The sequence below is a fragment of the Zobellella denitrificans genome, from assembly GCF_002237365.1.
GTDB classification, from domain to species: Bacteria; Pseudomonadota; Gammaproteobacteria; order Enterobacterales; family Aeromonadaceae; genus Oceanimonas; species Oceanimonas denitrificans.
In genome coordinates, this window is sequence record NZ_NMUO01000002.1 from 36,325 (window position 1) to 59,107 (window position 22,783).

General features: G+C 62.1%; 21 protein-coding genes and 2 tRNA genes. 19 read left to right on the forward strand and 4 right to left on the reverse strand.

The window, feature by feature from the left end; all coding sequences use genetic code 11:
- Nucleotides 1-18: 18 nt before the first annotated feature.
- Nucleotides 19-777, forward strand: a complete 759-nt coding sequence (gene udp / locus CGX12_RS00790) for a uridine phosphorylase (protein WP_094037989.1) — start codon at nt 19-21, stop codon at nt 775-777.
- 32 nt (nt 778-809) lie between these two features.
- Here udp and recN read toward each other — a convergent pair whose 3' ends face one another.
- Nucleotides 810-2,483 carry a DNA repair protein RecN gene (gene recN / locus CGX12_RS00795; protein WP_094037990.1) on the reverse strand — a complete coding sequence of 558 codons (1,674 nt, stop codon included), beginning with the start codon at nt 2,481-2,483 and terminating at the stop codon, nt 810-812.
- Nucleotides 2,484-2,563: 80 nt separating this feature from the next.
- The gene (gene nadK / locus CGX12_RS00800) at nt 2,564-3,448 is read right to left on the reverse strand and encodes an NAD(+) kinase (RefSeq protein WP_094037991.1); all 885 of its coding nucleotides are present in this window, start codon (nt 3,446-3,448) and stop codon (nt 2,564-2,566) included.
- Between the two features lie 190 nt (nt 3,449-3,638).
- Between nadK and grpE the strand changes: the two genes are divergently transcribed.
- From grpE to greA, 4 genes are all read left to right on the forward strand, one after another.
- A complete protein-coding gene (gene grpE, locus CGX12_RS00805; RefSeq protein WP_094037992.1) occupies nt 3,639-4,241 on the forward strand; it encodes a nucleotide exchange factor GrpE in 603 nt (200 codons plus the stop codon).
- A gap of 120 nt (nt 4,242-4,361) precedes the next feature.
- Nucleotides 4,362-6,281, forward strand: a complete 1,920-nt coding sequence (gene dnaK / locus CGX12_RS00810; RefSeq protein WP_094037993.1) for a molecular chaperone DnaK — start codon at nt 4,362-4,364, stop codon at nt 6,279-6,281.
- 90 nt (nt 6,282-6,371) lie between these two features.
- Nucleotides 6,372-7,502, forward strand: a complete 1,131-nt coding sequence (gene dnaJ, locus CGX12_RS00815; protein ID WP_094037994.1) for a molecular chaperone DnaJ — start codon at nt 6,372-6,374, stop codon at nt 7,500-7,502.
- Between the two features lie 135 nt (nt 7,503-7,637).
- A complete protein-coding gene (gene greA / locus CGX12_RS00820) occupies nt 7,638-8,114 on the forward strand; it encodes a transcription elongation factor GreA (protein WP_094037995.1) in 477 nt (158 codons plus the stop codon).
- Nucleotides 8,115-8,149: 35 nt separating this feature from the next.
- Here greA and CGX12_RS00825 read toward each other — a convergent pair whose 3' ends face one another.
- A complete protein-coding gene (locus tag CGX12_RS00825; protein ID WP_094037996.1) occupies nt 8,150-8,752 on the reverse strand; it encodes a PilZ domain-containing protein in 603 nt (200 codons plus the stop codon).
- Between the two features lie 158 nt (nt 8,753-8,910).
- A complete protein-coding gene (gene yhbY / locus CGX12_RS00830; RefSeq protein ID WP_094037997.1) occupies nt 8,911-9,207 on the reverse strand; it encodes a ribosome assembly RNA-binding protein YhbY in 297 nt (98 codons plus the stop codon).
- Nucleotides 9,208-9,292: 85 nt separating this feature from the next.
- Here yhbY and rlmE point away from each other — a divergent pair, with 85 nt between their 5' ends.
- From rlmE to CGX12_RS00900, 14 genes are all read left to right on the forward strand, one after another.
- The gene (rlmE, locus tag CGX12_RS00835; RefSeq protein ID WP_094037998.1) at nt 9,293-9,922 is read left to right on the forward strand and encodes a 23S rRNA (uridine(2552)-2'-O)-methyltransferase RlmE; all 630 of its coding nucleotides are present in this window, start codon (nt 9,293-9,295) and stop codon (nt 9,920-9,922) included.
- 44 nt (nt 9,923-9,966) lie between these two features.
- Nucleotides 9,967-11,916, forward strand: a complete 1,950-nt coding sequence (ftsH, locus tag CGX12_RS00840) for an ATP-dependent zinc metalloprotease FtsH (protein WP_094037999.1) — start codon at nt 9,967-9,969, stop codon at nt 11,914-11,916.
- A 68-nt stretch (nt 11,917-11,984) separates the two neighbouring features.
- Nucleotides 11,985-12,818 (forward strand): dihydropteroate synthase, encoded by an 834-nt coding sequence (gene folP, locus CGX12_RS00845; protein WP_094038000.1) that lies wholly within the window; start codon nt 11,985-11,987, stop codon nt 12,816-12,818.
- Nucleotides 12,819-12,823: 5 nt separating this feature from the next.
- Nucleotides 12,824-14,149, forward strand: a complete 1,326-nt coding sequence (glmM, locus tag CGX12_RS00850) for a phosphoglucosamine mutase (protein WP_094038001.1) — start codon at nt 12,824-12,826, stop codon at nt 14,147-14,149.
- A gap of 326 nt (nt 14,150-14,475) precedes the next feature.
- Entirely contained in the window at nt 14,476-14,811 is a 336-nt protein-coding gene (gene secG / locus CGX12_RS00855) for a preprotein translocase subunit SecG (protein WP_094038002.1), read from the forward strand.
- A 7-nt stretch (nt 14,812-14,818) separates the two neighbouring features.
- Nucleotides 14,819-14,905: transfer RNA gene (locus CGX12_RS00860), tRNA-Leu, on the forward strand.
- A gap of 58 nt (nt 14,906-14,963) precedes the next feature.
- Nucleotides 14,964-15,040 (forward strand) — tRNA-Met (locus CGX12_RS00865).
- Nucleotides 15,041-15,217: 177 nt separating this feature from the next.
- On the forward strand, nt 15,218-15,676 hold the full coding sequence (rimP, locus tag CGX12_RS00870) for a ribosome maturation factor RimP (protein WP_094038003.1): 459 nt from the start codon (nt 15,218-15,220) through the stop codon (nt 15,674-15,676).
- Nucleotides 15,677-15,690: 14 nt separating this feature from the next.
- Complete coding sequence (gene nusA / locus CGX12_RS00875) at nt 15,691-17,193, forward strand: transcription termination factor NusA (RefSeq protein ID WP_094038004.1); 1,503 nt, start codon at nt 15,691-15,693, stop codon at nt 17,191-17,193.
- Nucleotides 17,194-17,212: 19 nt separating this feature from the next.
- The gene (gene infB, locus CGX12_RS00880; protein WP_094038005.1) at nt 17,213-19,912 is read left to right on the forward strand and encodes a translation initiation factor IF-2; all 2,700 of its coding nucleotides are present in this window, start codon (nt 17,213-17,215) and stop codon (nt 19,910-19,912) included.
- 79 nt (nt 19,913-19,991) lie between these two features.
- Nucleotides 19,992-20,393 (forward strand): 30S ribosome-binding factor RbfA, encoded by a 402-nt coding sequence (gene rbfA, locus CGX12_RS00885; RefSeq protein WP_094038006.1) that lies wholly within the window; start codon nt 19,992-19,994, stop codon nt 20,391-20,393.
- Between the two features lies 1 nt (nt 20,394).
- The gene (gene truB / locus CGX12_RS00890; RefSeq protein ID WP_094038007.1) at nt 20,395-21,330 is read left to right on the forward strand and encodes a tRNA pseudouridine(55) synthase TruB; all 936 of its coding nucleotides are present in this window, start codon (nt 20,395-20,397) and stop codon (nt 21,328-21,330) included.
- Between the two features lie 150 nt (nt 21,331-21,480).
- Nucleotides 21,481-21,750, forward strand: a complete 270-nt coding sequence (gene rpsO / locus CGX12_RS00895) for a 30S ribosomal protein S15 (RefSeq protein WP_094038008.1) — start codon at nt 21,481-21,483, stop codon at nt 21,748-21,750.
- A gap of 165 nt (nt 21,751-21,915) precedes the next feature.
- Nucleotides 21,916-22,689 (forward strand): dioxygenase family protein, encoded by a 774-nt coding sequence (locus CGX12_RS00900; RefSeq protein WP_094038009.1) that lies wholly within the window; start codon nt 21,916-21,918, stop codon nt 22,687-22,689.
- The last annotated feature ends 94 nt before the right edge of the window (nt 22,690-22,783 follow it).

Below are 22,783 nucleotides of genomic sequence, written 5' to 3' on the forward strand. Positions count from 1 at the left end.
ACCTATCGGGACAAGACGATGACAAAACATGTATTTCATTTGGGAATTACCGATGAGGATCTGCAGGGTGCACGGCTGGCCATCATACCCGGCGATCCGGAGCGGGTGCAGCGTATAGCCGAACAGTTGAGCAACCCCCGTCACCTGGCCAGCAAGCGGGAGTTCACCTCCTGGCTGGGGGAACTGGACGGCAAGCCGGTGGTGGTCTGCTCCACCGGCATCGGGGGGCCTTCCACGTCCATCGCGGTGGAAGAGCTGGCGCAGCTGGGGGTATCCAGCTTCCTGCGCATCGGCACCACCGGGGCCATTCAGCCCGGCATCCAGGTCGGTGACATGATAGTGACCATGGGCTCGGTGCGGCTGGACGGCGCCAGCAGCCATTTCGCCCCCATGGAGTTTCCGGCGGTGGCCAACTTCGACTGTACCTGTGCCCTGGTGGACGCGGCCCGCGACATGGGCATCAGCCCCCATGTGGGGATCACCGCCTCGTCGGACACCTTCTATCCCGGCCAGGAGCGTTACGATACCCACTCGGCCCGGGTGCTGCGCCGGTTCCAGGGCAGCATGAAGGAGTGGCAGGCCATGGGCGTGCTCAACTACGAGATGGAATCGGCCACCCTGTTCACCATGTGCGCCAGCCAGGGGCTGCGTGCCGGTTGCGTGGCCGGGGTCATCGTCAACCGAACCCAGCAGGAGATCCCGGACGAAACCACCATGAAGAAGGCCGAGCAGCAGGCCATCGACATCGTCATCGGCGCCGCCCGCCGGCTGGTTTAATGCTTGTTGGCCCGGCGCAGCCGGGCTTATTCTCACGCCTCACCGCACACCAGCAGTTCCCTGGCATTGGCCAGGGTATTGGGAGTGATCTTGTTGCCGCCGAGCAGGCGCGCCAGCTCCTGCAGCCGGCTGTGTTCATCCAGCTCCCGCATCCGGGTCTGGGTGTCGTTGTCGGCGCTGCTCTTGCTGACGAAGAAATGCTGGTGGCCATTGCCGGCTACCTGGGGCAGGTGGGTGATCACCAGCACCTGGGTGGACTCGCCCAGTTGGCGCAGCAACTTGCCCACCACGGCCGCGGTCGGCCCGCTCACACCGACGTCTACCTCGTCAAAGATCAGGGTCGGGGTTTCCACCTTGCGGGCGGTGATCACCTGGATGGCCAGGCTGATGCGCGACAGCTCACCGCCGGAGGCAACCCGGGCCAGCGGGCTCAGCGGCTGGCCCGGGTTGGTGCTGACCAGGAACTCGACCCTGTCGATGCCGAGGGGTGAGTAGCCGCCGTTGTCATCGGCGCTGACCCGGATTTCAAAGCGGCCGTGCTCCATGCTGAGCTGGTGCATGCCCTGGGTGATCAGGCCGTTGAGCGACTCGGCGTAGCGCTGCCGGCTCTGGCTGAGCCGCTCCGCCGCCTGCAGGAAGTCGTTTCTGGCCAGCTCGACTTCCTGCTCCAGTTCCTGCAAGCGGGAGTCGTTATCGGCCATTTCCGCCAACCGGGTTCTGAGCTGCTGGTGATGGGTAGCCAGCTCCGCCGGTGGAACATGGTGCTTGCGGGCCAGCTCCATCACCTTGCCCAGGCGGGTTTCCACCTCGTGCAGGCGCTCCGGATCCAGCTCCAGCCTGTCGAGGTAGCGGCTCAATTCGCCGTGCCCTTCTTCCAGTTGGATCAGGCTGCTTTCTATCATTTCCTGTACCGGACCCAGGCGGCCGTCCATCCGGTTCAGTTCGATCACGACCCTGAGGCCCTGGCGCAGCAGCTGCAAGGCATTGGTTTCCTCGCCGTCGGCCAGCACATCCAGGGCCTGTTGGCAGTCGTTGAGCAGCTCGGCACCATTGGCCAGGCGCTTGTGCTCCGCTTCGAGTTCGGGAAATTCGTCCTCCGCCAGGGCCAGTTCGTCCAGCTCCGCCACCTGGTATTCCAGCAACTGGCGCTGGGCCTGCCACTGGGCCTGCTCCTGCTGCAGCTGCCGCCGCTCGTTGCCGAGCTGGCGCCAGTGCTGGTAACCCAGGCTGGTCTGCTGCAGCAACTGGTGGTGGCCGGCGTAGGCGTCGAGCAGGCTGCGCTGGTAGTCGGACTTCTGCAGCTCCTGGTGGGCATGCTGGCCATGGATGTTGATCAGCAGGGCGCCCAGGGCCTTCAACTGGGACAGGGGCACCGGGGTGCCGTTGATGTAGCCCCGGGAGCGGCCTTCGCGGCTCAGGGTCCGGCGCAGTATGCATTCATCCTGCTCATCCAGCTCCTGCTCGCTCAGCCAGGCTTTTACCCTGGGCAACTTGTCGATACGGAACCGGGCGCTGATATCGGCCTTGTCGGCACCGGGGCGGACCGAGTCGGCATCGGCCCGCTCCCCCAGGGCCAGGGCCAGGGCATCGATGGCGATGGACTTGCCGGCGCCGGTTTCGCCGGTGATGCTGGTCATGCCCGGACGCAGGTCCAGCTCGAGGAAGGAGACAATGGCAAAATTGCTGATGGTGAGCTGAAGCAGCATAGTGGACTCCTGCACAAAACAAGTCTGTATGAAAATACAGTATACTGTGGATTTGTACAGTAGCAAGGGCTGCTGAAGCTTCAGAACAGCTTGCTGCCCCAGCCGAGCTTGCTGCGCAGTACCTCGAAATAATTGTGCCCGCGCGGGTGCAGCAGCTTGAGCTTGTAGGGGCTCTTGTAAATATGGATCTCGTCGCCGGGCTGTACCGCCAGCGAGACGTGTCCGTCGCAGCTCACCAGCATCTGCTCGGTCTTGTTGGTGGGGGCGACCACCAGCTTCACCTGGGCGTCGGCGTCGATCACGATGGGCCGGCAGCTCAGGGTATGGGGAAACATGGGCACCAGGGTGATGGCGTTGAGGTTGGGGGTCAGGATGGGGCCGCCGGCGGACAGGGAATAGGCGGTGGAGCCGGTGGGGGTGGCCACTATCATGCCGTCGGCCCGCTGGCTGTACATAAAGTGGCCGTTGATATAGACCTCGAACTCGATCATGTGGGCGATCTTGCCCGGGTGCAGCACCGCTTCGTTCATGGCGGTGTTGCTGGCCTTGAGCTGGCCGTGGCGATGCACCTGGGCTTCCAGCAGGAAGCGGTGCTCGGCCTGGTAATCCCCGGCCAGCAGCCGCTCGAGCGGCTGTTCGAAGCTGTCCGGCGACAGATCGGTGAGAAAGCCGAGGTTGCCCCGGTTGACACCGACTACCGCCACATCGAAACGGGCCAGCACCCGGGCCGCGCCCAGCATGTTGCCGTCGCCGCCCACGACGATGGCGAGATCGGCCCGTTCGCCCAGTTCCACCATTTCCAGCAATTCGGCCTGCTCGAGCCGCAGTTGCTCGCCCACGCGTCGCTCTATCACCACCTTGAGTCCCAGTCGGACGAGGTAATGATAGAGGTCCACCAGTGTCTGGTTGGCGCCCTGGTGATCGGGTTTGCCGATAAGCGCTATGGTATTGAAGTCGGTTTCCATTGTTGGCTGGCCTTGCTGAGGAGCAATGCGATGGCGCATTCCCTGGCTGAACGAGTCACTCCATTCTAAAGAAGCCGGGTTCCCGGCGCCACCGGGCCGAGCACGTGACGATGAAATCCCCCCCTTGAAATCATCCCGGCCGCCCCCATATAGGGAGCAAGTTGAGTTAACACAGATGACGGGAGACGACATGAGCAGCAAACAACACCAGGTTGACGCCGAGCAGGCCGCCGAGCAGGAGCCGATGATGACCGAGGCCGAAGCGGGTACCGGAGCCGAGGGCGGGCAACCGGATGCGGCTTATGTGGCCGAGCTGGAGCAGAAGCTGGCCGACGCCGAGGCCAGCGCCCAGAACGAGAAAGACAATGCCCTGCGGGCCCTGGCCGAGATGGAGAACATTCGCCGCCGCGCCGCCCAGGACGTGGAAAAGGCGCAAAAGTTCGCGCTGGAGAAGTTTGCCAGCGAGCTGCTGCCGGTGATCGACAGCCTGGAGCGGGCGCTGGAGCATACCGACAAGGAAAACGACGCCTTCAAGGCGGTGTGCGAAGGGGTGGAGCTGACCCTGAAATCCCTGCTCAGCACGGTGGAGAAATTCGGCGTGGTGCAGATCAATCCCCAGGGCGAGCCCTTCGATCCCAACAAGCACCAGGCCATGAGCATGGTCGAGAGCAACGAGGTGGCCCCCAACTCGGTGCTGGCGGTAATGATGAAGGGCTACGAGCTGAACGGCCGGGTGCTGCGTCCCGCCATGGTGATGGTGGCCAAGGGGCCGTCCATCGATACCCAGGCCTGAGCCGCCAAAAAAATGTGATGCCTGTCTTGAAAGCCGGTAGCGGCAACCACATATAGGCACTAAAGCAAAACACCAAATGCTTATCACCGAATTGCAGAAAGAAATTTGAGAGAGGATTTTATGGGTAGAATCATCGGCATCGATCTGGGTACAACTAACTCTTGCGTGGCCATCCTGGATGGGGATACCCCCCGGGTGATTGAAAACGCCGAGGGTGCTCGTACTACTCCCTCCATCATCGCCTATACCGATGACGGCGAGACCCTGGTCGGCCAGCCGGCCAAGCGCCAGGCGGTGACCAACCCCAAGAACACCCTGTTCGCCATCAAGCGTCTGATCGGCCGCCGTTTCGAAGACGAAGAAGTGCAGCGCGACATCAAGATCATGCCGTTCAGCATCGTCCGTGCCGACAATGGCGACGCCTGGGTGGAAGTGAAGGACAAGAAGATGGCACCTCCGCAGATCTCCGCCGAGGTGTTGAAGAAAATGAAGAAAACCGCCGAGGACTACCTGGGCGAGCCGGTGACCGAAGCGGTCATCACGGTGCCGGCCTACTTCAACGACGCCCAGCGCCAGGCCACCAAGGACGCCGGTCGCATCGCCGGCCTGGATGTGAAACGCATCATCAACGAGCCGACCGCGGCCGCCTTCGCCTATGGCGTGAACAAGGCCAAGGGTGACCGCAAGGTGGCGGTATACGATCTGGGCGGTGGTACTTTCGACATCTCCATCATCGAAATCGATGACATGGAAGGCGAGAAAACCTTTGAGGTACTGGCCACCAACGGCGATACCCACCTGGGTGGCGAAGACTTCGACAACCGCCTGATCACCTACCTGGTGGAAGAGTTCAAGCGTGAGCAGGGCTTCGATCTGCGCAACGACATGCTGGCGCTGCAGCGCCTCAAGGAAGCGGCGGAAAAGGCCAAGTGCGAGCTGTCTTCCGCCCAGCAGACCGAGGTCAACCTGCCCTACATCACCGCCGACGCCACCGGGCCCAAGCACCTGAACATCAAGGTGACCCGCGCCAAGCTGGAGTCCCTGGTGGAAGACATGGTCAAGAAGTCCCTGGAGCCGGTGCGCATCGCGCTCAAGGATGCCGGCCTGTCCGTGTCCGACATCGATGACGTCATCCTGGTGGGCGGCCAGACCCGGATGCCGCTGGTGCAGAAGGCGGTGAGCGATTTCTTCGGCAAAGAGCCGCGCAAGGACGTGAACCCGGATGAAGCCGTGGCTGTGGGCGCCGCCATCCAGGGCGCCGTGCTGTCCGGCGACAAGAAAGACGTGCTGCTGCTCGACGTGACCCCGCTGTCCCTGGGCATCGAGACCATGGGCGGGGTGATGACCGCGCTGATCGAGAAGAACACCACCATCCCGACCAAGAAGTCCCAGGTGTTCTCCACCGCCGACGACAACCAGTCCGCGGTCACCATCCACGTACTGCAGGGTGAGCGCAAGCGTGCCAGCGACAACAAGTCCCTGGGCCAGTTCAACCTGGAAGGCATCCGCCCGGCACCGCGCGGCCTGCCGCAGATCGAGGTGACCTTCGACATCGACGCCGACGGCATACTGCATGTGTCCGCCAAGGACAAGGACACCGGCAAGGAGCAGAAGATCACCATCCAGGCCTCTTCCGGCCTGAGCGAGGCGGAGATCGAAGCCATGGTGCGGGCGGCCGAGGCCAACGCCGCCGAGGACAAGAAGTTCGAGGAGCTGGTCCAGGTGCGCAACCAGGCCGACGGTCTGGTGCATGCCACCCGCAAGCAGCTGGCCGAAGCCGGTGATGCCCTGGCCGCCAGCGACAAGAGCGCCATCGAGTCTGCCCTGAGCGCCCTGGAAAACGCCGTGCGTGGCGAGGACAAGGCCGAGATCGAGGCCAAGCAGCAGGCGCTGCTGGAAGCCTCCCAGAAGCTGATGGAGGCGGCCCAGGCCAAGGCCCAGGCGCAGGCTCACGACGCCGGTGCCCAGGACGGCGGCAGCAAGGCCGACGACGACGTGGTCGACGCCGAGTTCGAAGAAGTGAAGGACGACAAGAAGTAACAGTCGCGCCGGCGCAAACGCCGACAGTGCGGGCGTTGGGCTGCCAACGCCCGCCTTTGTGTAATTAGGACTCAGGTAAGCAAGCAGCCTATGTCGAAACGAGATTATTATGAGGTGCTCGGCGTCTCCAAGGGAGCCGACGAACGCGAAATCAAGAAGGCCTATAAACGGCTGGCGATGAAATACCACCCGGATCGCAATAAAGAAGATGCGGATGCGGGGGACAAGTTCAAGGAAGCCACCGAAGCCTACGAAGTGCTGACCGACAGCCAGAAGCGGGCCGCCTACGATCAGTTCGGCCATGCCGGCGTGGATGGCCAGCAGGGTGGTCACGGCTTCGGCGGCGGAGCCGACTTCAGTGATATTTTCGGTGACGTCTTCGGCGATATCTTCGGTGGCGGTCAGCGCCGTCAGCAACGGGCGTCCCGCGGGGCGGATCTGCGCTACAACATGGAACTGACGCTGGAAGAAGCGGTGCGGGGCGTCACCAAAGAGATCAAGGTGCCGACCCTGGTGGGCTGCGACGTCTGCGACGGCAGCGGCGCCAAGCCCGGTACCCAGGCCAAGACCTGTCCCACCTGCCATGGCCACGGCCAGGTGCAGATGCGACAGGGCTTCTTCACCGTGCAGCAGCCCTGTCCCCACTGCCGCGGGCGGGGCAAGATCATCACCGATCCCTGTCATCAGTGCCATGGCGAGGGGCGTTACCAGAAGACCAAGACCCTGTCGGTCAAGATCCCGGCCGGGGTCGACACCGGCGATCGCATCCGCCTGTCCGGCGAGGGCGAGGCGGGAGAGGCGGGAGCGCCGGCCGGCGATCTCTATGTGCAGGTGCATGTGCGCGAACACGATATCTTCGTGCGCGACGGCAACAACCTCTATTGCGAGGTGCCGATAAGCTTCACCTCCGCCGCCCTGGGCGGCGAGGTGGAAGTACCGACCCTGGACGGGCGGGTCAAGCTGAAGATCCCCGCCGAAACCCAGACCGGGCGCATGTTCCGGCTCAAGGGCAAGGGGGTGCGCTCGGCCCGCAACGGCCTGCTGGGCGATCTGGTGTGCAAGGTCTATATTGAAACACCGGTCAACCTGACCGACGAACAGAAAGAGCTGTTGCGCCAGCTCGAGGTCTCCTGCGGTGGCCTGGCGGCCAAGAAACACAGGCCCAAGTCCGAAGGTTTCTTCGAAGGCGTAAAGCGGTTTTTCGATGATTTGACCCGCTGAGCCGGCTGTATTAGTCTGGGCCGTCTTGACGAAACGGCCCGGCGGCCGCAGCAAAACAGAGTGTGATATGAGCCCTAGGCCGGCTTCGGCAGGGCTCTTGTTATTTTATTGTCTGAAAGGAACCAGGTTTCCACTATGAAGCAAACACCGATGACCATCCGCGGTGCCCAGAAACTGCGTGAAGAACTGGATCACCTGAAGTCTGTGCGTCGCCCGCAAATTATCGAGGCGATTGCCGACGCGCGCGAACACGGCGACCTGAAGGAAAATGCCGAGTACCATGCCGCGCGGGAACAGCAGGGATTCTGCGAAGGGCGGATCCAGGAGATCGAGGCCAAGCTGTCCAACGCCCAGATCATCGATATCACCAAACTGCCCAACAACGGCAAGGTGATCTTCGGGGCCACCGTGACCCTGTTCAAGCTGGATGACGAAAAGGAAATCAGCTACCGCATCGTCGGTGACGACGAGTCCGATATCAAGGCCAACATGATCTCGGTGAACTCGCCCATCGCCCGCGCCCTGATCGGCAAGGAAGAAGACGACGTGGTGGTGGTGCGCACCCCCTCCGGCGATGTGGAATACGAAGTCATCAAGGTCGAATACCTGTAATAGCCTCTCCATTCCCGCTGTTCAAGGCGGCAGGTCTAGTCTTCCGGCTGCCTTCTGCTTATCTCCTGCAGAAAGCCCCGAAACACGAAATCCGACAAGGTCATCCGCTCGGCGACAGGCAGTTCAAACCGCACCGCCGTCAGCCAGAAGTGGTGCCCCCTGTGCTGGCGGACCAGCTGCAGCCTGAGCGGGATCTGCTGCTCCTGCCCCAGGCTCAGCAATACCCGCTTGCTCTGCTGCTTGGTGAACAGGCGGCGACGGGAGAGCAGGCGCATGCCGTTTATCGACAAATCGCGGATTTCGGCGGCCAGGGGCCGGCCGTTGGGCTGGTAGAGCTGCAGCTCCTGCGGGCTGGGCAGACGCCAGGCGCGGGGATGAAAGCCGTCGGTGATGATGCTGGGCGGGCTCAGCTCCGCCTGCTCCTCGCTGGCCTCCTGGTGCTTGAGGGTGACCGGAAAATGCAGCTTGACCTCGCCGAGGGCCAGTTTCAGCTCGAGGTGCGAAGCCTGTTCGAGCAGGGGCCTGATATTGGCATCGATGGCGATGGTCAGGCTGAGCAATGATTCCGGCTGCTCCTGCTGATACAGCTCATTCAGCAGGGCGAGTTCCTCGTCGGTCAGGTAGGGATGGACGGGCATGGCAATCACACCGTGGCTAAAAGCTAATAGTATTGTCCTCCAGCCTGCCGGATAACAGCGCGAAAGGGAAATAATTCAAAGGGGAAGAAGGGGATAGCGGAGCGTGAGTGACAGCGTAAGGGAAGGCGAGGCGGGCCGGGTGAACCGACCCCCGCAGATCAGGCCCTGGGCAGGGTGATCTTCTTCTGCTCGCTGGGGCGGTACAGCGTCAGGATGTGGCCTATGGTCTGCACCTTGACCGCACCGGTCTCGCGCACGATGGCATCCATGATCAGCGTTTTGACTTCCCTGTCTTCGGCGGCAACCTTGACCTTGATCAGTTCATGGAAATTCAGGGCCAGATCGATCTCGGCCAGTACGCCTTCGGTCAGGCCATGCTGGCCAAGCAATACCACCGGCTTCAGGCTGTGGGCCAGTCCCTTGAGGTATTGTCTTTGCTTATTATTCAGGGTCATTGCAAAATGCTTCGGTTAAATAGGTTGAAAGGGGGGCATTGTACCCCCATCTAGGCTTCAATGGTAATAGCAGAGCGATAATTTAATGGGTAAGAAGAAACGCTCGGCCAGCTCGACCCGCTGGCTCAAGGAGCATTTTGACGATAAATATGTACAACAGGCGCAAAAAAAAGGCCTGCGCTCGCGTGCCGTGTTTAAACTTGAAGAATTACAAGGCCGTGATCGCCTGCTCAGGGCGGGGATGACGGTGGTCGACCTGGGGGCCGCGCCCGGTGGCTGGAGCCAGTATGCGGTAGAGCAGGTCGGTCTGCAGGGCAAGGTGATCGCCTGTGACATACTGCCGATGGATCCCATCGCCGGCGTCGACTTCCTGCAGGGCGACTTCCGTGAAGAGGCGGTGCTGGGAGCCCTGCTGGAGCGGGTCGGCGAAGACAAGGTGGACGTGCTGCTGTCGGACATGGCGCCCAACATGAGCGGCACCCCCGAGGTGGATCAGCCCAGGGCCATGTACCTGGTCGAACTGGCACTGGACATGTGCCGCCAGGTGCTGGCGCCCAAGGGAAGTTTTGTGGTGAAAGTGTTCCAGGGGGCCGGCTTCGATGAATTTCTTCAGGACGTTCGCCGGTCTTTCAATGTGGTCAAGGTGCGCAAGCCCGACTCATCCCGGGCCCGTTCACGGGAAGTCTACATTGTGGCTACCGGTTTTAAACTGTAGTACCCTGTCCCAGTCATAAACTGTCAGCCGGTGAGGTTAGTAATTTGAGTGACATGGCGAAGAATTTGATCCTGTGGTTGGTCATAGCCGTGGTGTTGATGTCGGTTTTCCAGAGCTTCAGCCCGAGTGAACCGAGCGGACGCCAGACGGACTATACCACCTTCGTGCAGGAAGTAGCCCAAGGGCAGATCCGTGAAGTGCGCATGGATGGCAAGACCATCAATGGCGTTAAGCGCAGCGGTGACCGTTTCACCACCATACTGCCGGCGGAAGACCCTCAGCTGCTCAACGATCTGCTCAACAACAACGTTCGCGTCGTGGGTGAGAAACCGGAAGAGCCGAGCCTGCTGACCTCCATCTTCATCTCCTGGTTCCCCATGCTGCTGCTGATTGGCGTGTGGATCTTCTTTATGCGCCAGATGCAGGGCGGTGGTGGCAAGGGCGCCATGACTTTCGGCAAGAGCCGGGCCCGGCTGATGAGCGAAGACCAGGTCAAGACCACCTTTGCCGACGTGGCCGGCTGCGACGAGGCCAAGGAAGACGTGAAAGAGCTGGTGGACTACCTGCGTGACCCCAGCCGCTTCCAGAAGCTGGGTGGCCGCATTCCCACCGGCATCCTGCTGGTGGGCCCGCCCGGCACCGGTAAGACCCTGCTGGCCAAGGCCATCGCCGGCGAGGCCAAGGTGCCTTTCTTCACCATCTCCGGCTCCGACTTCGTCGAGATGTTCGTGGGTGTGGGTGCCTCCCGGGTGCGCGACATGTTCGAGCAGGCCAAGAAGTCTGCCCCCTGCATTGTGTTCATCGACGAAATCGACGCTGTGGGTCGCCAGCGGGGCGCCGGCCTCGGTGGCGGTCACGACGAGCGCGAGCAGACCCTGAACCAGATGCTGGTGGAAATGGACGGCTTTGAAGGCAACGAGGGCGTGATCGTCATCGCCGCCACCAACCGGCCCGACGTGCTGGATCCGGCGCTGCTGCGCCCCGGCCGTTTCGACCGCCAGGTGGTGGTGGGCCTGCCCGATGTACGCGGCCGCGAGCAGATCCTCAAGGTGCACATGCGCCGGGTACCGCTGGCCGACGACGTCAACGCCAGCGTGATCGCCCGCGGTACCCCCGGCTTCAGCGGGGCCGATCTGGCCAACCTGGTCAACGAGGCGGCGCTGTTTGCCGCCCGCTCCGCCCGCCGGCTGGTATCGATGGAAGAGTTCGAGAAGGCCAAGGACAAGATCATGATGGGCGCCGAGCGCCGCTCCATGGTGATGTCCGAGTCCGAGAAGGAAATGACCGCCTATCACGAGGCCGGTCACGCCATCGTCGGTCGCATGGTGCCCGAGCACGATCCCGTGTACAAGGTGTCCATCATTCCCCGTGGCCGGGCCCTGGGGGTAACCATGTACCTGCCGGAGCAGGACCGTTTCAGCTACAGCAAGCAACACCTGGAGTCGATGATCTCCAGCCTCTACGGCGGCCGTCTGGCCGAGGAGATCATCTACGGCTTCGACAAGGTGACCACGGGCGCATCCAACGACATCGAGCGAGCCACCGAAATCGCCCACAAGATGGTGACCCAGTGGGGCCTGTCCGAGAAGATGGGGCCCTTGTTGTACGCGGATGAAGAAGGCGAGGTCTTCCTCGGCCGCACTGCCGCCAAGGTCAAGCACATGTCCGATGAAACCGCCAAGGCCATCGATGCCGAAGTGAAGGATGTGATCGAGCGCAACTACCAGCGTGCCAAGAATATCCTGATGGAGAACATCGATATCCTGCATGCCATGAAGGAAGCGCTGATGAAGTACGAGACCATCGACGCCCGCCAGATCGACGATCTCATGGCGCGCCGCGATGTCCGGGCACCGGCGGACTGGAAGGACGAGCAGGACGACAAGCCCCAGGGGCCTGCGGCCAGCACCGGCGAGCAGAAAGAGGAAAAGGCGGATGAGACCAAAGCTGCCTCACCCGAGTTGAATAAACCCGGCGATGCCACCAGTAACTGATGTTTTGTGATAAATTAAGCCCCGGCCATCTCTGGCCGGGGCTTTTTGTTTTTGGGAATCCTCTGCTTATGCTGTTATCGAGCTCGTCCAGAACCCTGGATCTCTCCACTCCCCAGGTCATGGGGATATTGAATCTGACGCCGGACTCCTTTTCCGACGGCGGCCGCTTCCTCGAGCGGGAGCAGGCGCTGCGCCATGCCCTGCAGATGGTGGCCGACGGCGCGACCATTATAGATGTGGGCGGGGAATCCACCCGGCCGGGAGCCGACGAGGTGGCGGAGCAGCAGGAGCTGGAGCGGGTACTGCCGATCATCGAACGGCTGCGTGCCGAGCTGGATTGCTGGATCTCCATCGATACCAGCAAGGCGGCGGTGATGCGGGAAGCGGTCGCGGCCGGCGCCGATCTGATCAACGACATCCGCGCCCTGCGCGAGCCCGGCGCGCTGACGGTGGCGGCGGCCAGCGGGGCGGCGGTGTGCCTGATGCACATGCAGGGCCAGCCCAGGACCATGCAGCAGGCGCCCGACTATCGGGATGTTGCCGCCGAGGTGGGCGATTTTCTGCAGGAGCGGGTGCAGGCCTGCGTGGCGGCGGGAATTCCGCGCGAGCGGCTTTGCCTGGATCCCGGCTACGGCTTCGGCAAGTCGCTGGCACACAACTACGAGCTGCTCGGTCGCCTCGGCCGGCTGCGGCAACTGGAACTGCCACTGCTGGTGGGCATGTCGCGCAAGTCCATGCTGGGCCAGTTGCTGGAGCGCCCGGTCGATGAACGGCTGGCCGGCGGCCTGGCGGCGCACCTGTTCGCCATCAATCAGGGCGCGCACATAGTACGGGTACACGATGTAAAAGCAATGGCCGATGCCGTACGGGTATGGCAGCAGGCCGCACACTATCAGGGATAACAACGATGACGAGAAAATATTTTGGTACCGACGGGGTGCGCGGCAAGGTGGGTGACTATCCCATCACACCCGAGTTCGTGATGAAGCTGGGCTGGGCGGCGGGCAAGGTGCTGTCCCAGACCGGCACCCGCAAGGTGTTGATCGGCAAGGATACCCGCATCTCCGGCTACATGCTGGAAGCGGCCCTGGAGGCGGGGCTGTCCGCCGCCGGCCTGCAGGCGGCCCTGCTCGGCCCCATGCCGACCCCGGCCATCGCCTACCTGACCCGCACCTTCCGTGCCGAGGCCGGCATCGTCATCAGTGCCTCCCACAATCCCTATTACGACAACGGCATCAAGTTCTTCTCCCACGACGGCACCAAGTTGCCGGACGAGGTGGAGCTGGCCATCGAGGCCCTGCTGGAGCAACCGATGGACTGCGTGCCGTCGGATCAACTGGGCAAGGCCAGCCGCATCAACGACGCCGCCGGACGCTATATCGAGTTCTGCAAGAGCACCTTCCCTTCCGAGATGCATCTGGACGGGCTGACCATGGTGATCGACTGTGCCCATGGCGCCACCTACCACATAGCACCGGCGGTGTTCGAGGAACTGGGGGCCAGGGTGATCCGCACCGGCGTCCAGCCCAACGGGCTCAATATCAACGACCAGGTCGGCTCCACCGCGCCCCAGGCGCTGATCGAGGCGGTGCTTGCCCACAAGGCGGATCTGGGCATCGCCTTCGACGGTGACGGCGACCGCCTGGTGATGGTGGATCATACCGGCGCCCTGGTGGACGGCGACGAACTGCTCTATATCATGGCTCGCGACGCCCAGCGGCGCGGGACCCTGCACGGTGGCGTCGTGGGTACCCTGATGAGCAACATGGCGCTGGAGCTGGCCCTGGCCAAACTGGACATCCCCTTCGTGCGGGCCAAGGTGGGCGATCGCTATGTGATGGAGCTGCTCAAGGAGCATGGCTGGAAACTGGGTGGGGAAAACTCGGGTCATATCATCAGCCTGGATCACAACACCACCGGCGACGGCATAGTGGCCGCGCTGCAGGTGCTGCGTGCCATGGTGGGGGAGCGGCGCAGCCTGCATGAACTGTGCAAGGGCCTGACCCTGTTTCCCCAGGTGCTGGTCAATGTGCGGTTTAACGCCGGCACCGATCCCCTGGCCAGCGAGGAAGTCCGGCGGCGGGTGGCCGAGGCCGAGGCGGAACTGGCCGGCGCCGGGCGGGTGCTGTTGCGTAAGTCCGGTACCGAGCCGCTGATCCGGGTGATGGTGGAAGGAGCGGACAAGGCCCAGGTCGAACGGTTGGCGCACCATATCGCCGAGGCGGTAGCCTGACCGGCTACGCCGGAGCTGGACGTCATAAGCTGGAAGCCGGAAGCGATCAGTTGCCCGACGTGGTTTGGCGTTTTTGCATGCGGGCCATGAATTGCAGTCGGCCGTGCTCATGCCACAAGCAACGCCGGGCTGCTTCAAGCTTCCAGCTTTCGGTTTTCAGCTTGGGTAAAACGATTGTGTAATCATCGCTTTGCCGCCTTTTTATGCAGTCGAGCGATTTTTTGAAAATTGCGCTTGTATCCGTCCGGCGGGGTCGTTAGTATTAGCCCCGCTCCGGACAGCAGGGCTGAAAAAGGGGCGGCAACGCCAAGCGAAGGTAGGCTCAAATGTACGAAATTCTTTTGGTGGTGTATCTGCTTATCGCACTGGCCCTGATTGGCCTGGTGTTGATCCAGCAAGGAAAGGGTGCCGACATGGGCGCGTCTTTCGGCGCAGGTGCATCGAATACGGTTTTTGGCTCCAGTGGCTCGGGTAATTTCCTGACCAAGGCAACCACGCTGCTGGCGGCAGGCTTCTTTATCGTGAGTCTGGTGTTGGGCAATCTGTCCACACACAGTACCAAACAAGGAAGCGAATGGGATGACCTTTCCGTACCCGAAGTGGTGGAAAGCGTACCCCAGGGTGATGTTCCCGCAACTGGCGGAAGCGACGTACCCAATTAAGGTTTTTGCCGAGATGGTGGAATTGGTAGACACGCTATCTTGAGGGGGTAGTGCCCGTATGGGCGTGCGGGTTCAAGTCCCGCTCTCGGCACCAAGTCATAGTCAGGTTGAGATTGGTTCTCGGTTTGACTATAATCTCGCACGATTTCGGACGCGGGGTGGAGCAGCCTGGTAGCTCGTCGGGCTCATAACCCGAAGGTCGTCGGTTCAAATCCGGCCCCCGCAACCAATTTCACGTTCACCGCCTGCTCGCGGTGAATGGTCGTCGCGAGGCGACAATCAGGGTCCAGGTGAATAGCCCCGATTTGAAGATCGGGGCTTTTTGTTATCTGCACTTTGCCATCGGCATGGTCGATGGGAATTCACTGGGCTGCGAGCCCTTTTTTTGTTTTCGGAGGGGGTAGCTTTGGCTACATTGGAACAACGATTGACCGAGATGCTGACAGAGCCGGTAGAGGCCCTGGGCTTTGAACTGCTGGGGCTCGAATTTGTACGCGCCGGCCGGCATTCGACCTTGCGTTTGTACATTGACCATGAAAACGGTATCGACGTGAACGACTGTGCCGAAGTCAGTCGTCAGGTCAGCGCCGTGCTGGATGTGGAAGATCCCATTTCCACCGAATATGATCTGGAAGTCTCATCCCCAGGGCTCGCTCGTCCCCTGTTCAAGCCGGCCCATTACCAGGCCATCATCGGCCAGGATGTGGAGCTGACCCTGCGCATGGCCGTAAATAATCGCCGCAAGCTGACAGGCAAGGTGCTGGCGGTGGAAGACACCATGATCAGGCTGGAAGTGGAAGGAACGGAGTTTCCTGTCGCTTTCGCCAATATCCAAAGAGCAAATCTGGTTCCGAACTTTGACTAACGAGGCTATCGGACATGAATAAAGAAATATTGCTGGTTGTAGACGCCGTTTCCAACGAGAAGGCGGTGCCTCGTGAAAAAATCTTCGAGGCGCTGGAAACGGCCCTGGCCACGGCCACCAAGAAAAAATACGAAGGCGACATCGATGTGCGGGTGGCCATCGATCGCAAGAGCGGCGATTTTGATACCTTCCGCCGCTGGCAGGTGGTGGAGAGTCAGGACGTCCTGACCAACCCCTACCGGGAGATCACCCTGGAAGCGGCCCAGATCGATGAGCCGGAGATCCAGGTGGGTGACTACGTGGAAGATCAGATAGACTCCATCACCTTCGATCGCATCACCACCCAGACCGCCAAGCAGGTCATCGTGCAGAAAGTGCGCGAAGCCGAGCGCATGCAGGTGGTGGAGCAGTTCCAGGATCAGGAAGGTGAGATCATCACCGGCGTGGTCAAGAAGGCGACCCGCGACAACGTCATCCTGGATCTGGGCAACAATGCCGAGGCGGTGATCTTCCGCGAAGATCTGCTGCCGCGCGAATCCTTCCGTGCCGGTGACCGGGTGCGTGGCCTGCTGTTTGCCGTTCGCCCCGAGGCCCGCGGTGCCCAGCTGTTCGTCAGCCGCACCCATCCGGACTTCCTGAAGGAGCTGTTCCGCATCGAGGTGCCGGAAATCGGTGAGGAAATCATCGAGATCATGGGTGCCGCCCGGGATCCCGGCAGCCGCGCCAAGATTGCGGTGAAGACCAACGACAGGCGTATCGATCCCATCGGTGCCTGCGTCGGCATGCGTGGCGCCCGGGTGCAGGCGGTGTCCGGCGAGCTCGGCGGTGAGCGGGTCGACATCGTGCTGTGGGACGACAACCCGGCCCAGTTCGTGATCAACGCCATGGCGCCGGCCGACGTGGCTTCCATCATCGTGGACGAAGACGCCCACTCCATGGATATCGCGGTCGAGTCGGGCAACCTGGCCCAGGCCATCGGCCGCAACGGCCAGAACGTACGCCTCGCGTCCCAGCTCACCGGCTGGGAACTGAACGTGATGACGGTCGAGGATCTGCAGCAGAAGCACCAGGTGGAAAGCGACAAGATCATGAACCTCTTCGTCCAGTACCTGGACATCGACGAGGATTTCGCCGCCCTGTTGATGGAAGAAGGCTTCTCCACCCTGGAGGAGATCGCCTATGTCCCGGTCAGCGAGCTGCTGAGCGTCGAAGGCCTGGACGAAGACATGGTGGAAGAACTGCGCAATCGCGCCAAGGATGCACTGACCACCCGGGCCCTGGCCCAGGAAGAATCATTCGAAGGGGTGGAGCCGGCAGAAGATCTGCTGACCCTGCCCTCCATGACCCGGGAGCTGGCCTACCAGCTTGCCGCCCGTGGTATTGCGAATCTGGAAGAACTGGCAGAACAGGGCATTGACGACCTCGAAGGCATCGAAGGTCTGGATGAAGCCCTGGCCGGCGAGCTGATCATGGCCGCCCGCAACATCTGCTGGTTCGGGGACCAGAGCGAAGAATAAGATCAACGGAGGTAAATGAATGGCAGAAGTCTCATTAACACAACTTGCCAGTGACATCGACACACCGGTTGATCGTCTTGTCCAGCAGTTTCGGGAAGCCGGCATGGAAAAATCCAGCGTCGACATGGTATCCGAAACCGAAAAGGCCGCCCTGCTTGCGTTCTTGAAAAAACAGCACGGCGCTAACGACGATAATGAACCCAAACGGATGACCCTGAAACGCAAGACCAAGAGTACCCTGAGTGTGCAGGGTGCCGGTGGTAAGAACAAGGCGGTACAGGTCGAGGTGCGCAAGAAACGTACCTACGTAAGACGTGATTCGCTGGAAGAGCAGCAGCGTCAACAGGAAGCAGAAGAGCAGGCGCGTCTGGAGGCGGAAGCCCAGGCCCGTCGTGAGGCCGAAGAACAAGCCAGACGCGAAGCCGAAGAAAAGGCCAAACGCGAGGCGGAAGAAAAAGCCCGGCGTGAAGCGGAAGAAAAGGCCCGCCAAGCTCAGCTGCAAGCTCAGGACACCACGGAGCAAGGGGCCGCCAAGCCCCAGAGCAAAGAGCAGAAAAAGGCGGACGAAATGGCCAAACGCGAAGCAGAAAATCTGAAACGTCAGCGTGAGGAAGAAGCCTTGCGTAAAGCCGAGCTGGAAGCCCAGCAGAAGGCGGAAGAAGTACGCCGACTGGCGGAAGAAAACGAAAAACGCTGGGCCGAGGAAGCCGCCAAGAAGCAGCAGGAAGAGGGTGACTACCACGTCACCACCAACCGCCATGCCCAGGAAGCGGAAGACGAAGCCGATCAGACCGAAGAGCAGCGCGCCCGCCGCACCGGTGGCAAGAAGCGCAAGGGTGGCAAGTCCAAGGAAGACCGGGAAGATCGCGAAAGCCGGAACGAGCGCCTGAAGACCAAGGGCAAGCGCGCCAAGGTGATGACGCCCAAGTCGATGAAGCACGGTTTCCAGAAACCGGCTCAGCCGGTCAGCCGTGACGTGGAGATCGGCGAGACCATCACGGTGGCGGAACTGGCCAACAAGATGGCGGTCAAGGGTGCCGAAGTGATCAAGGCGATGATGAAGATGGGCGCCATGGTGACCATCAACCAGGTGATCGATCAGGAAACCGCCCAGCTGGTGGCGGAAGAGATGGGTCACAAGGTGGTGCTGCGCCGGGAGAACGAGCTGGAAGAGCGGGTGCTGTCGGATCGGGATACCGATGCCGAGCGCAGGCCGCGCGCCCCGGTGGTGACCATCATGGGTCACGTCGACCACGGCAAGACCTCCACCCTGGACTACATCCGTCGGACCAAGGTAGCGGCGGGCGAGGCCGGCGGCATCACCCAGCATATCGGTGCCTACCACGTCGAAACCGACAACGGCATGATCACCTTCCTGGACACCCCGGGTCACGCGGCCTTTACCGCCATGCGTGCCCGCGGTGCCAAGGCCACCGACATCGTGATCCTGGTGGTGGCGGCCGATGACGGCGTCATGCCCCAGACCATCGAGGCCATCCAGCACGCCAAGGCGGCGGGTGTACCGCTGATCGTGGCGGTGAACAAGATGGACAAGCCGGAAGCGGATCCGGACCGGGTCAAGAGCGAACTGTCCCAGCACGGCGTCATGTCCGAAGACTGGGGCGGCGAGAACATGTTCGTCCATATCTCCGCCAAGACCGGCATGGGCATCGACGAACTGCTGGAAGCCATACTGCTGCAGGCCGAGGTGCTGGAACTGACCGCGGTCTACGACGCCATGGCCTCGGGCGTGGTGATCGAGTCCCGCCTGGACAAGGGCCGTGGCCCCGTGGCCACCGTGCTGGTTCAGGACGGTACCCTGCATCAGGGCGACATCGTGCTGTGCGGCCTGGAATACGGCCGGGTTCGGGCGATGAAGGACGAGCTGGGCCGCGAGGTCAAGTCCGCCGGTCCTTCCATCCCGGTGGAAATCCTGGGATTGTCCGGGGTGCCGACCGCCGGTGACGAAGCCACCGTGGTGCGCGACGAGAAGAAGGCGCGGGAAGTGGCGCTGTACCGTCAGGGCAAGTTCCGCGAAGTCAAGCTGGCCCGTCAGCAGAAGGCCAAGCTGGAGAACATGTTCGCCAACATGAACGAAGGCGAAGTGGCCGAGATCAACCTGGTGCTGAAGGCCGACGTGCAGGGCTCCATCGAGGCGATTTCCGATTCGCTGCAGAAGCTCTCCACCGACGAGGTCAAGGTCAAGATCGTCGGCTCCGGCGTGGGTGGCATCACCGAGACCGACGCCAGCCTGGCGGCGGCCTCCAACGCCATCATCCTGGGCTTCAACGTGCGTGCCGACGCGGCCGCGCGCAAGGTGATCGAGGCGGAAGAGATCGATCTGCGCTACTACAGCGTGATCTACGAACTGCTGGACGAGGTGAAGCAGGCCATGACCGGCATGCTGGCCCCGGTGTTCAAGCAGGAGATCATCGGCCTGGCCCAGGTGCGCGACGTGTTCCGTTCGCCCAAGTTCGGTGCCATCGCCGGCTGTATGGTCACCGAGGGCGTGGTCAAGCGCAGCAACCCGATCCGGGTACTGCGCGACAACGTGGTGATCTACGAAGGCGAGCTCGAGTCCCTGCGCCGCTTCAAGGACGACGTGTCCGAAGTGCGCAACGGCATGGAGTGCGGTATCGGCGTGAAGAACTACAATGACGTCAGGGTGGGCGACCAGATCGAGGTCTACCAGATAGTGGAAGTGCAACGCACCCTCTGAGGGCGCGGTATTCGCCCCTGAACCACGCACAGTGTTAATCGATGGGGGCCTTGGGCCCCCTTTGTCTTGGAAAGCATTTATGGCCAGAGAATTCAGCCGTACCCGCCGGGTCGGGCAGGAATTGCAAAAAGAAATCGCCGTTATCCTGCAGCGGGAAATCAAGGACGAGCGTTTGGGCATGGTGACCGTGTCCGGGGTGGAAGTGTCCCGGGATCTGAACTATGCCAAGGTGTTCGTCACCTTCCTGGAAAATGATCCCGAGCGGATCGAAAAGGGCATGGCGGCCCTGAAGGATGCCAGCGGCTACATCCGCAGCCTGGTGGCCAAGGCGGTGCGGCTGCGGGTGACGCCCGAGCTGCGCTTCGTCTACGACCAGAGCCTGGTGGAAGGCATGCGCATCTCCACCCTGGTGTCCAGCACCATTGCCGAAGACAAGCGCCGCAGTGTCGGCCGTGACGATGAACAAGAGGAACAGAACTGAGATGGGGCGTCAGCGTCGTTTTCGTGGCCGTGAAGTCGACGGCATCCTGTTGCTGGACAAGCCGGCGGGCATCACCTCCAACGATGCCCTGCAGCAGGTCAAGCGTATCTACGCCGCCGCCAAGGCGGGGCACACCGGCGCCCTGGACCCCCTGGCCACCGGCATGCTGCCGATCTGCCTGGGGGAGGCGACCAAGTTTTCCCAGTTTCTGCTGGAGGCGGACAAGCGCTACCGGGTGGTGGCCAAGCTGGGCGAGCGTACCGACACCAGCGACGCCGACGGCGAGGTGGTCGAGCGCCGGCCGGTGAATGTCTCCGCCGGAGAGCTTATCGAGGCGCTGGATCATTTCCGCGGCGACATCGAGCAGGTGCCCTCCATGTATTCGGCGCTCAAGTACCAGGGCAAGCCTCTGTACCAGTACGCCCGTGAAGGCATTGAAGTGCCGCGGGAATCCCGCCCCATCACCGTCTACGAGCTCAAGCTGATCCGCTTCGAAGGGGACGAGGTGGAGCTGGAGGTGCACGCGAGCAAGGGCACCTATATCCGTACCATAGTGGACGACCTGGGCGAGCGCCTGGGCTGCGGTGCTCACGTGACCATGCTGCGGCGGCTGGCGGTGGCCGGCTATCCGGCGGAGCGCATGCTCACCCTGGAGCAGTTGCAGTGCATCCTCGACAACTGCAAGGCCAACGACGTTTCTCCCCGGCTGGAGCTGGATCCGCTGCTGCTGCCGATGGACACGGCGGTGCAGGGCCTGCCCGAGATCAACCTGTCCGAGCTGGTGGCGGGCTACCTGCTGCAGGGCCAGGCGGTGCAGGTGGCCGGCGCGCCGCTGGAAGGCTTCGTGCGCCTTACCGTCGGGCCCGAGCACCGTTTTGTCGGCGTCGGCGAAATCGACGACGACGGCAAGGTGGCGCCGCGCCGGCTGGTGCGCTGAGCACCAGGGCGGCGGCCCGCGCCACCGTCCTGGCGGCTGCGTATTTTCTGGTTGCCAAGGCGAACTTAACTGGTAGAATGCGCAGCTTCGTTTCCGGCTGAATTAGTGATCGGCTGGGAAAATCATTCATCGTTTTTGGAGTACATCACTATGTCACTAAGTGCTGAAATCAAGGCCCAGATCGTTGCCGACTTTGCCCGCGGCGAAGGCGACACCGGCTCCCCCGAAGTACAGGTCGCCCTGCTGAGCGCCCAGATCGACCACCTGCAAGGTCACTTCAAGCAGCACATCCACGATCACCACAGCCGCCGCGGCCTGCTGCGCATGGTATCCCAGCGTCGTAACCTGCTGGACTACCTGAAGCGCAAGGACGTTGAGCGCTACCGTGCACTGATCGAGAAGCTGGGCCTGCGTCGTTAATCGACCCCTCCGCTTTAAGAAAAAAGGAGCTTCGGCTCCTTTTTTCGTTTCCGCACGGCTATTACTGTTAACCATGAGTAGATAATTCTTTTCCTTCTGGCTGATTTATTCACGCCGGCAGGGGATCTAAAGTAGTGGCATTCCCTTTGTTTCAGGAGTTGCAGCATGATCCCGATGCCGGTGCTATTCGTTGCCCACGGCGCCCCCACCTATGCCCTCGAACCCGGCCTGGCCGGGGCGGGACTGGTGCGCCTGGGCGAGCGCCTGCCCAGGCCGAAGGCGGTGCTGGTACTCTCGCCCCACTGGATCAGCCGGGAGCCCAGGATCACCGGTGCGGCGCGGCCCGAGACCATCCACGATTTCGGTGGCTTTCCCGACGAACTCTACCGGCTGCAGTACCCGGCACCCGGTGCTCCGGCCCTGGCCGCCGCGCTGGCCGCCTGGCTACGGGAGGCAGGCTACCGGGCGGAGCTGGACAAGGGGCGCGGCCTGGATCACGGCGCCTGGGTGCCGCTGCGCTTTCTCTATCCCGAGGCGGACGTGCCGGTGCTGCAGCTGTCGATGCCGGCCTGGCTGGAGCCCGCCTCGAGCTGGGCGCTGGGGGAGGCGCTCCGGCCCTTGCGGGGGCAGGGCATACTGATCGTCGCCTCGGGCAGCCTGACCCACAACCTCTACGAATTTCGCCAGGGCGTCACCGCACCGGCGGATTACGCCCTGGCGTTCGAAAGCTGGGCCCGGGAGGCGGTCCGTCGCCACGACAAGGCGGCGCTGCTCGATTACCTGAATGCGCCTCATGGACGGCGAGCCCATCCCACCCCGGACCATTATCTGCCGCTGCTGATGGCGGCGGGAGCGGCCAGCCCGGACGGCGAGGTCGAGGTACTGGAAGGGGATATGCGCTACGGCATGCTGTCGATGGAGTCTTATCTGTTCGGCTAACCGGAAACCGGGATTTTTGCCGTCGATTCTGTCCTTTGAACGCGGATCCAGTATACTGTGCGGGCAAATTGAGAGCCCAAACAGTTTAAGGAAT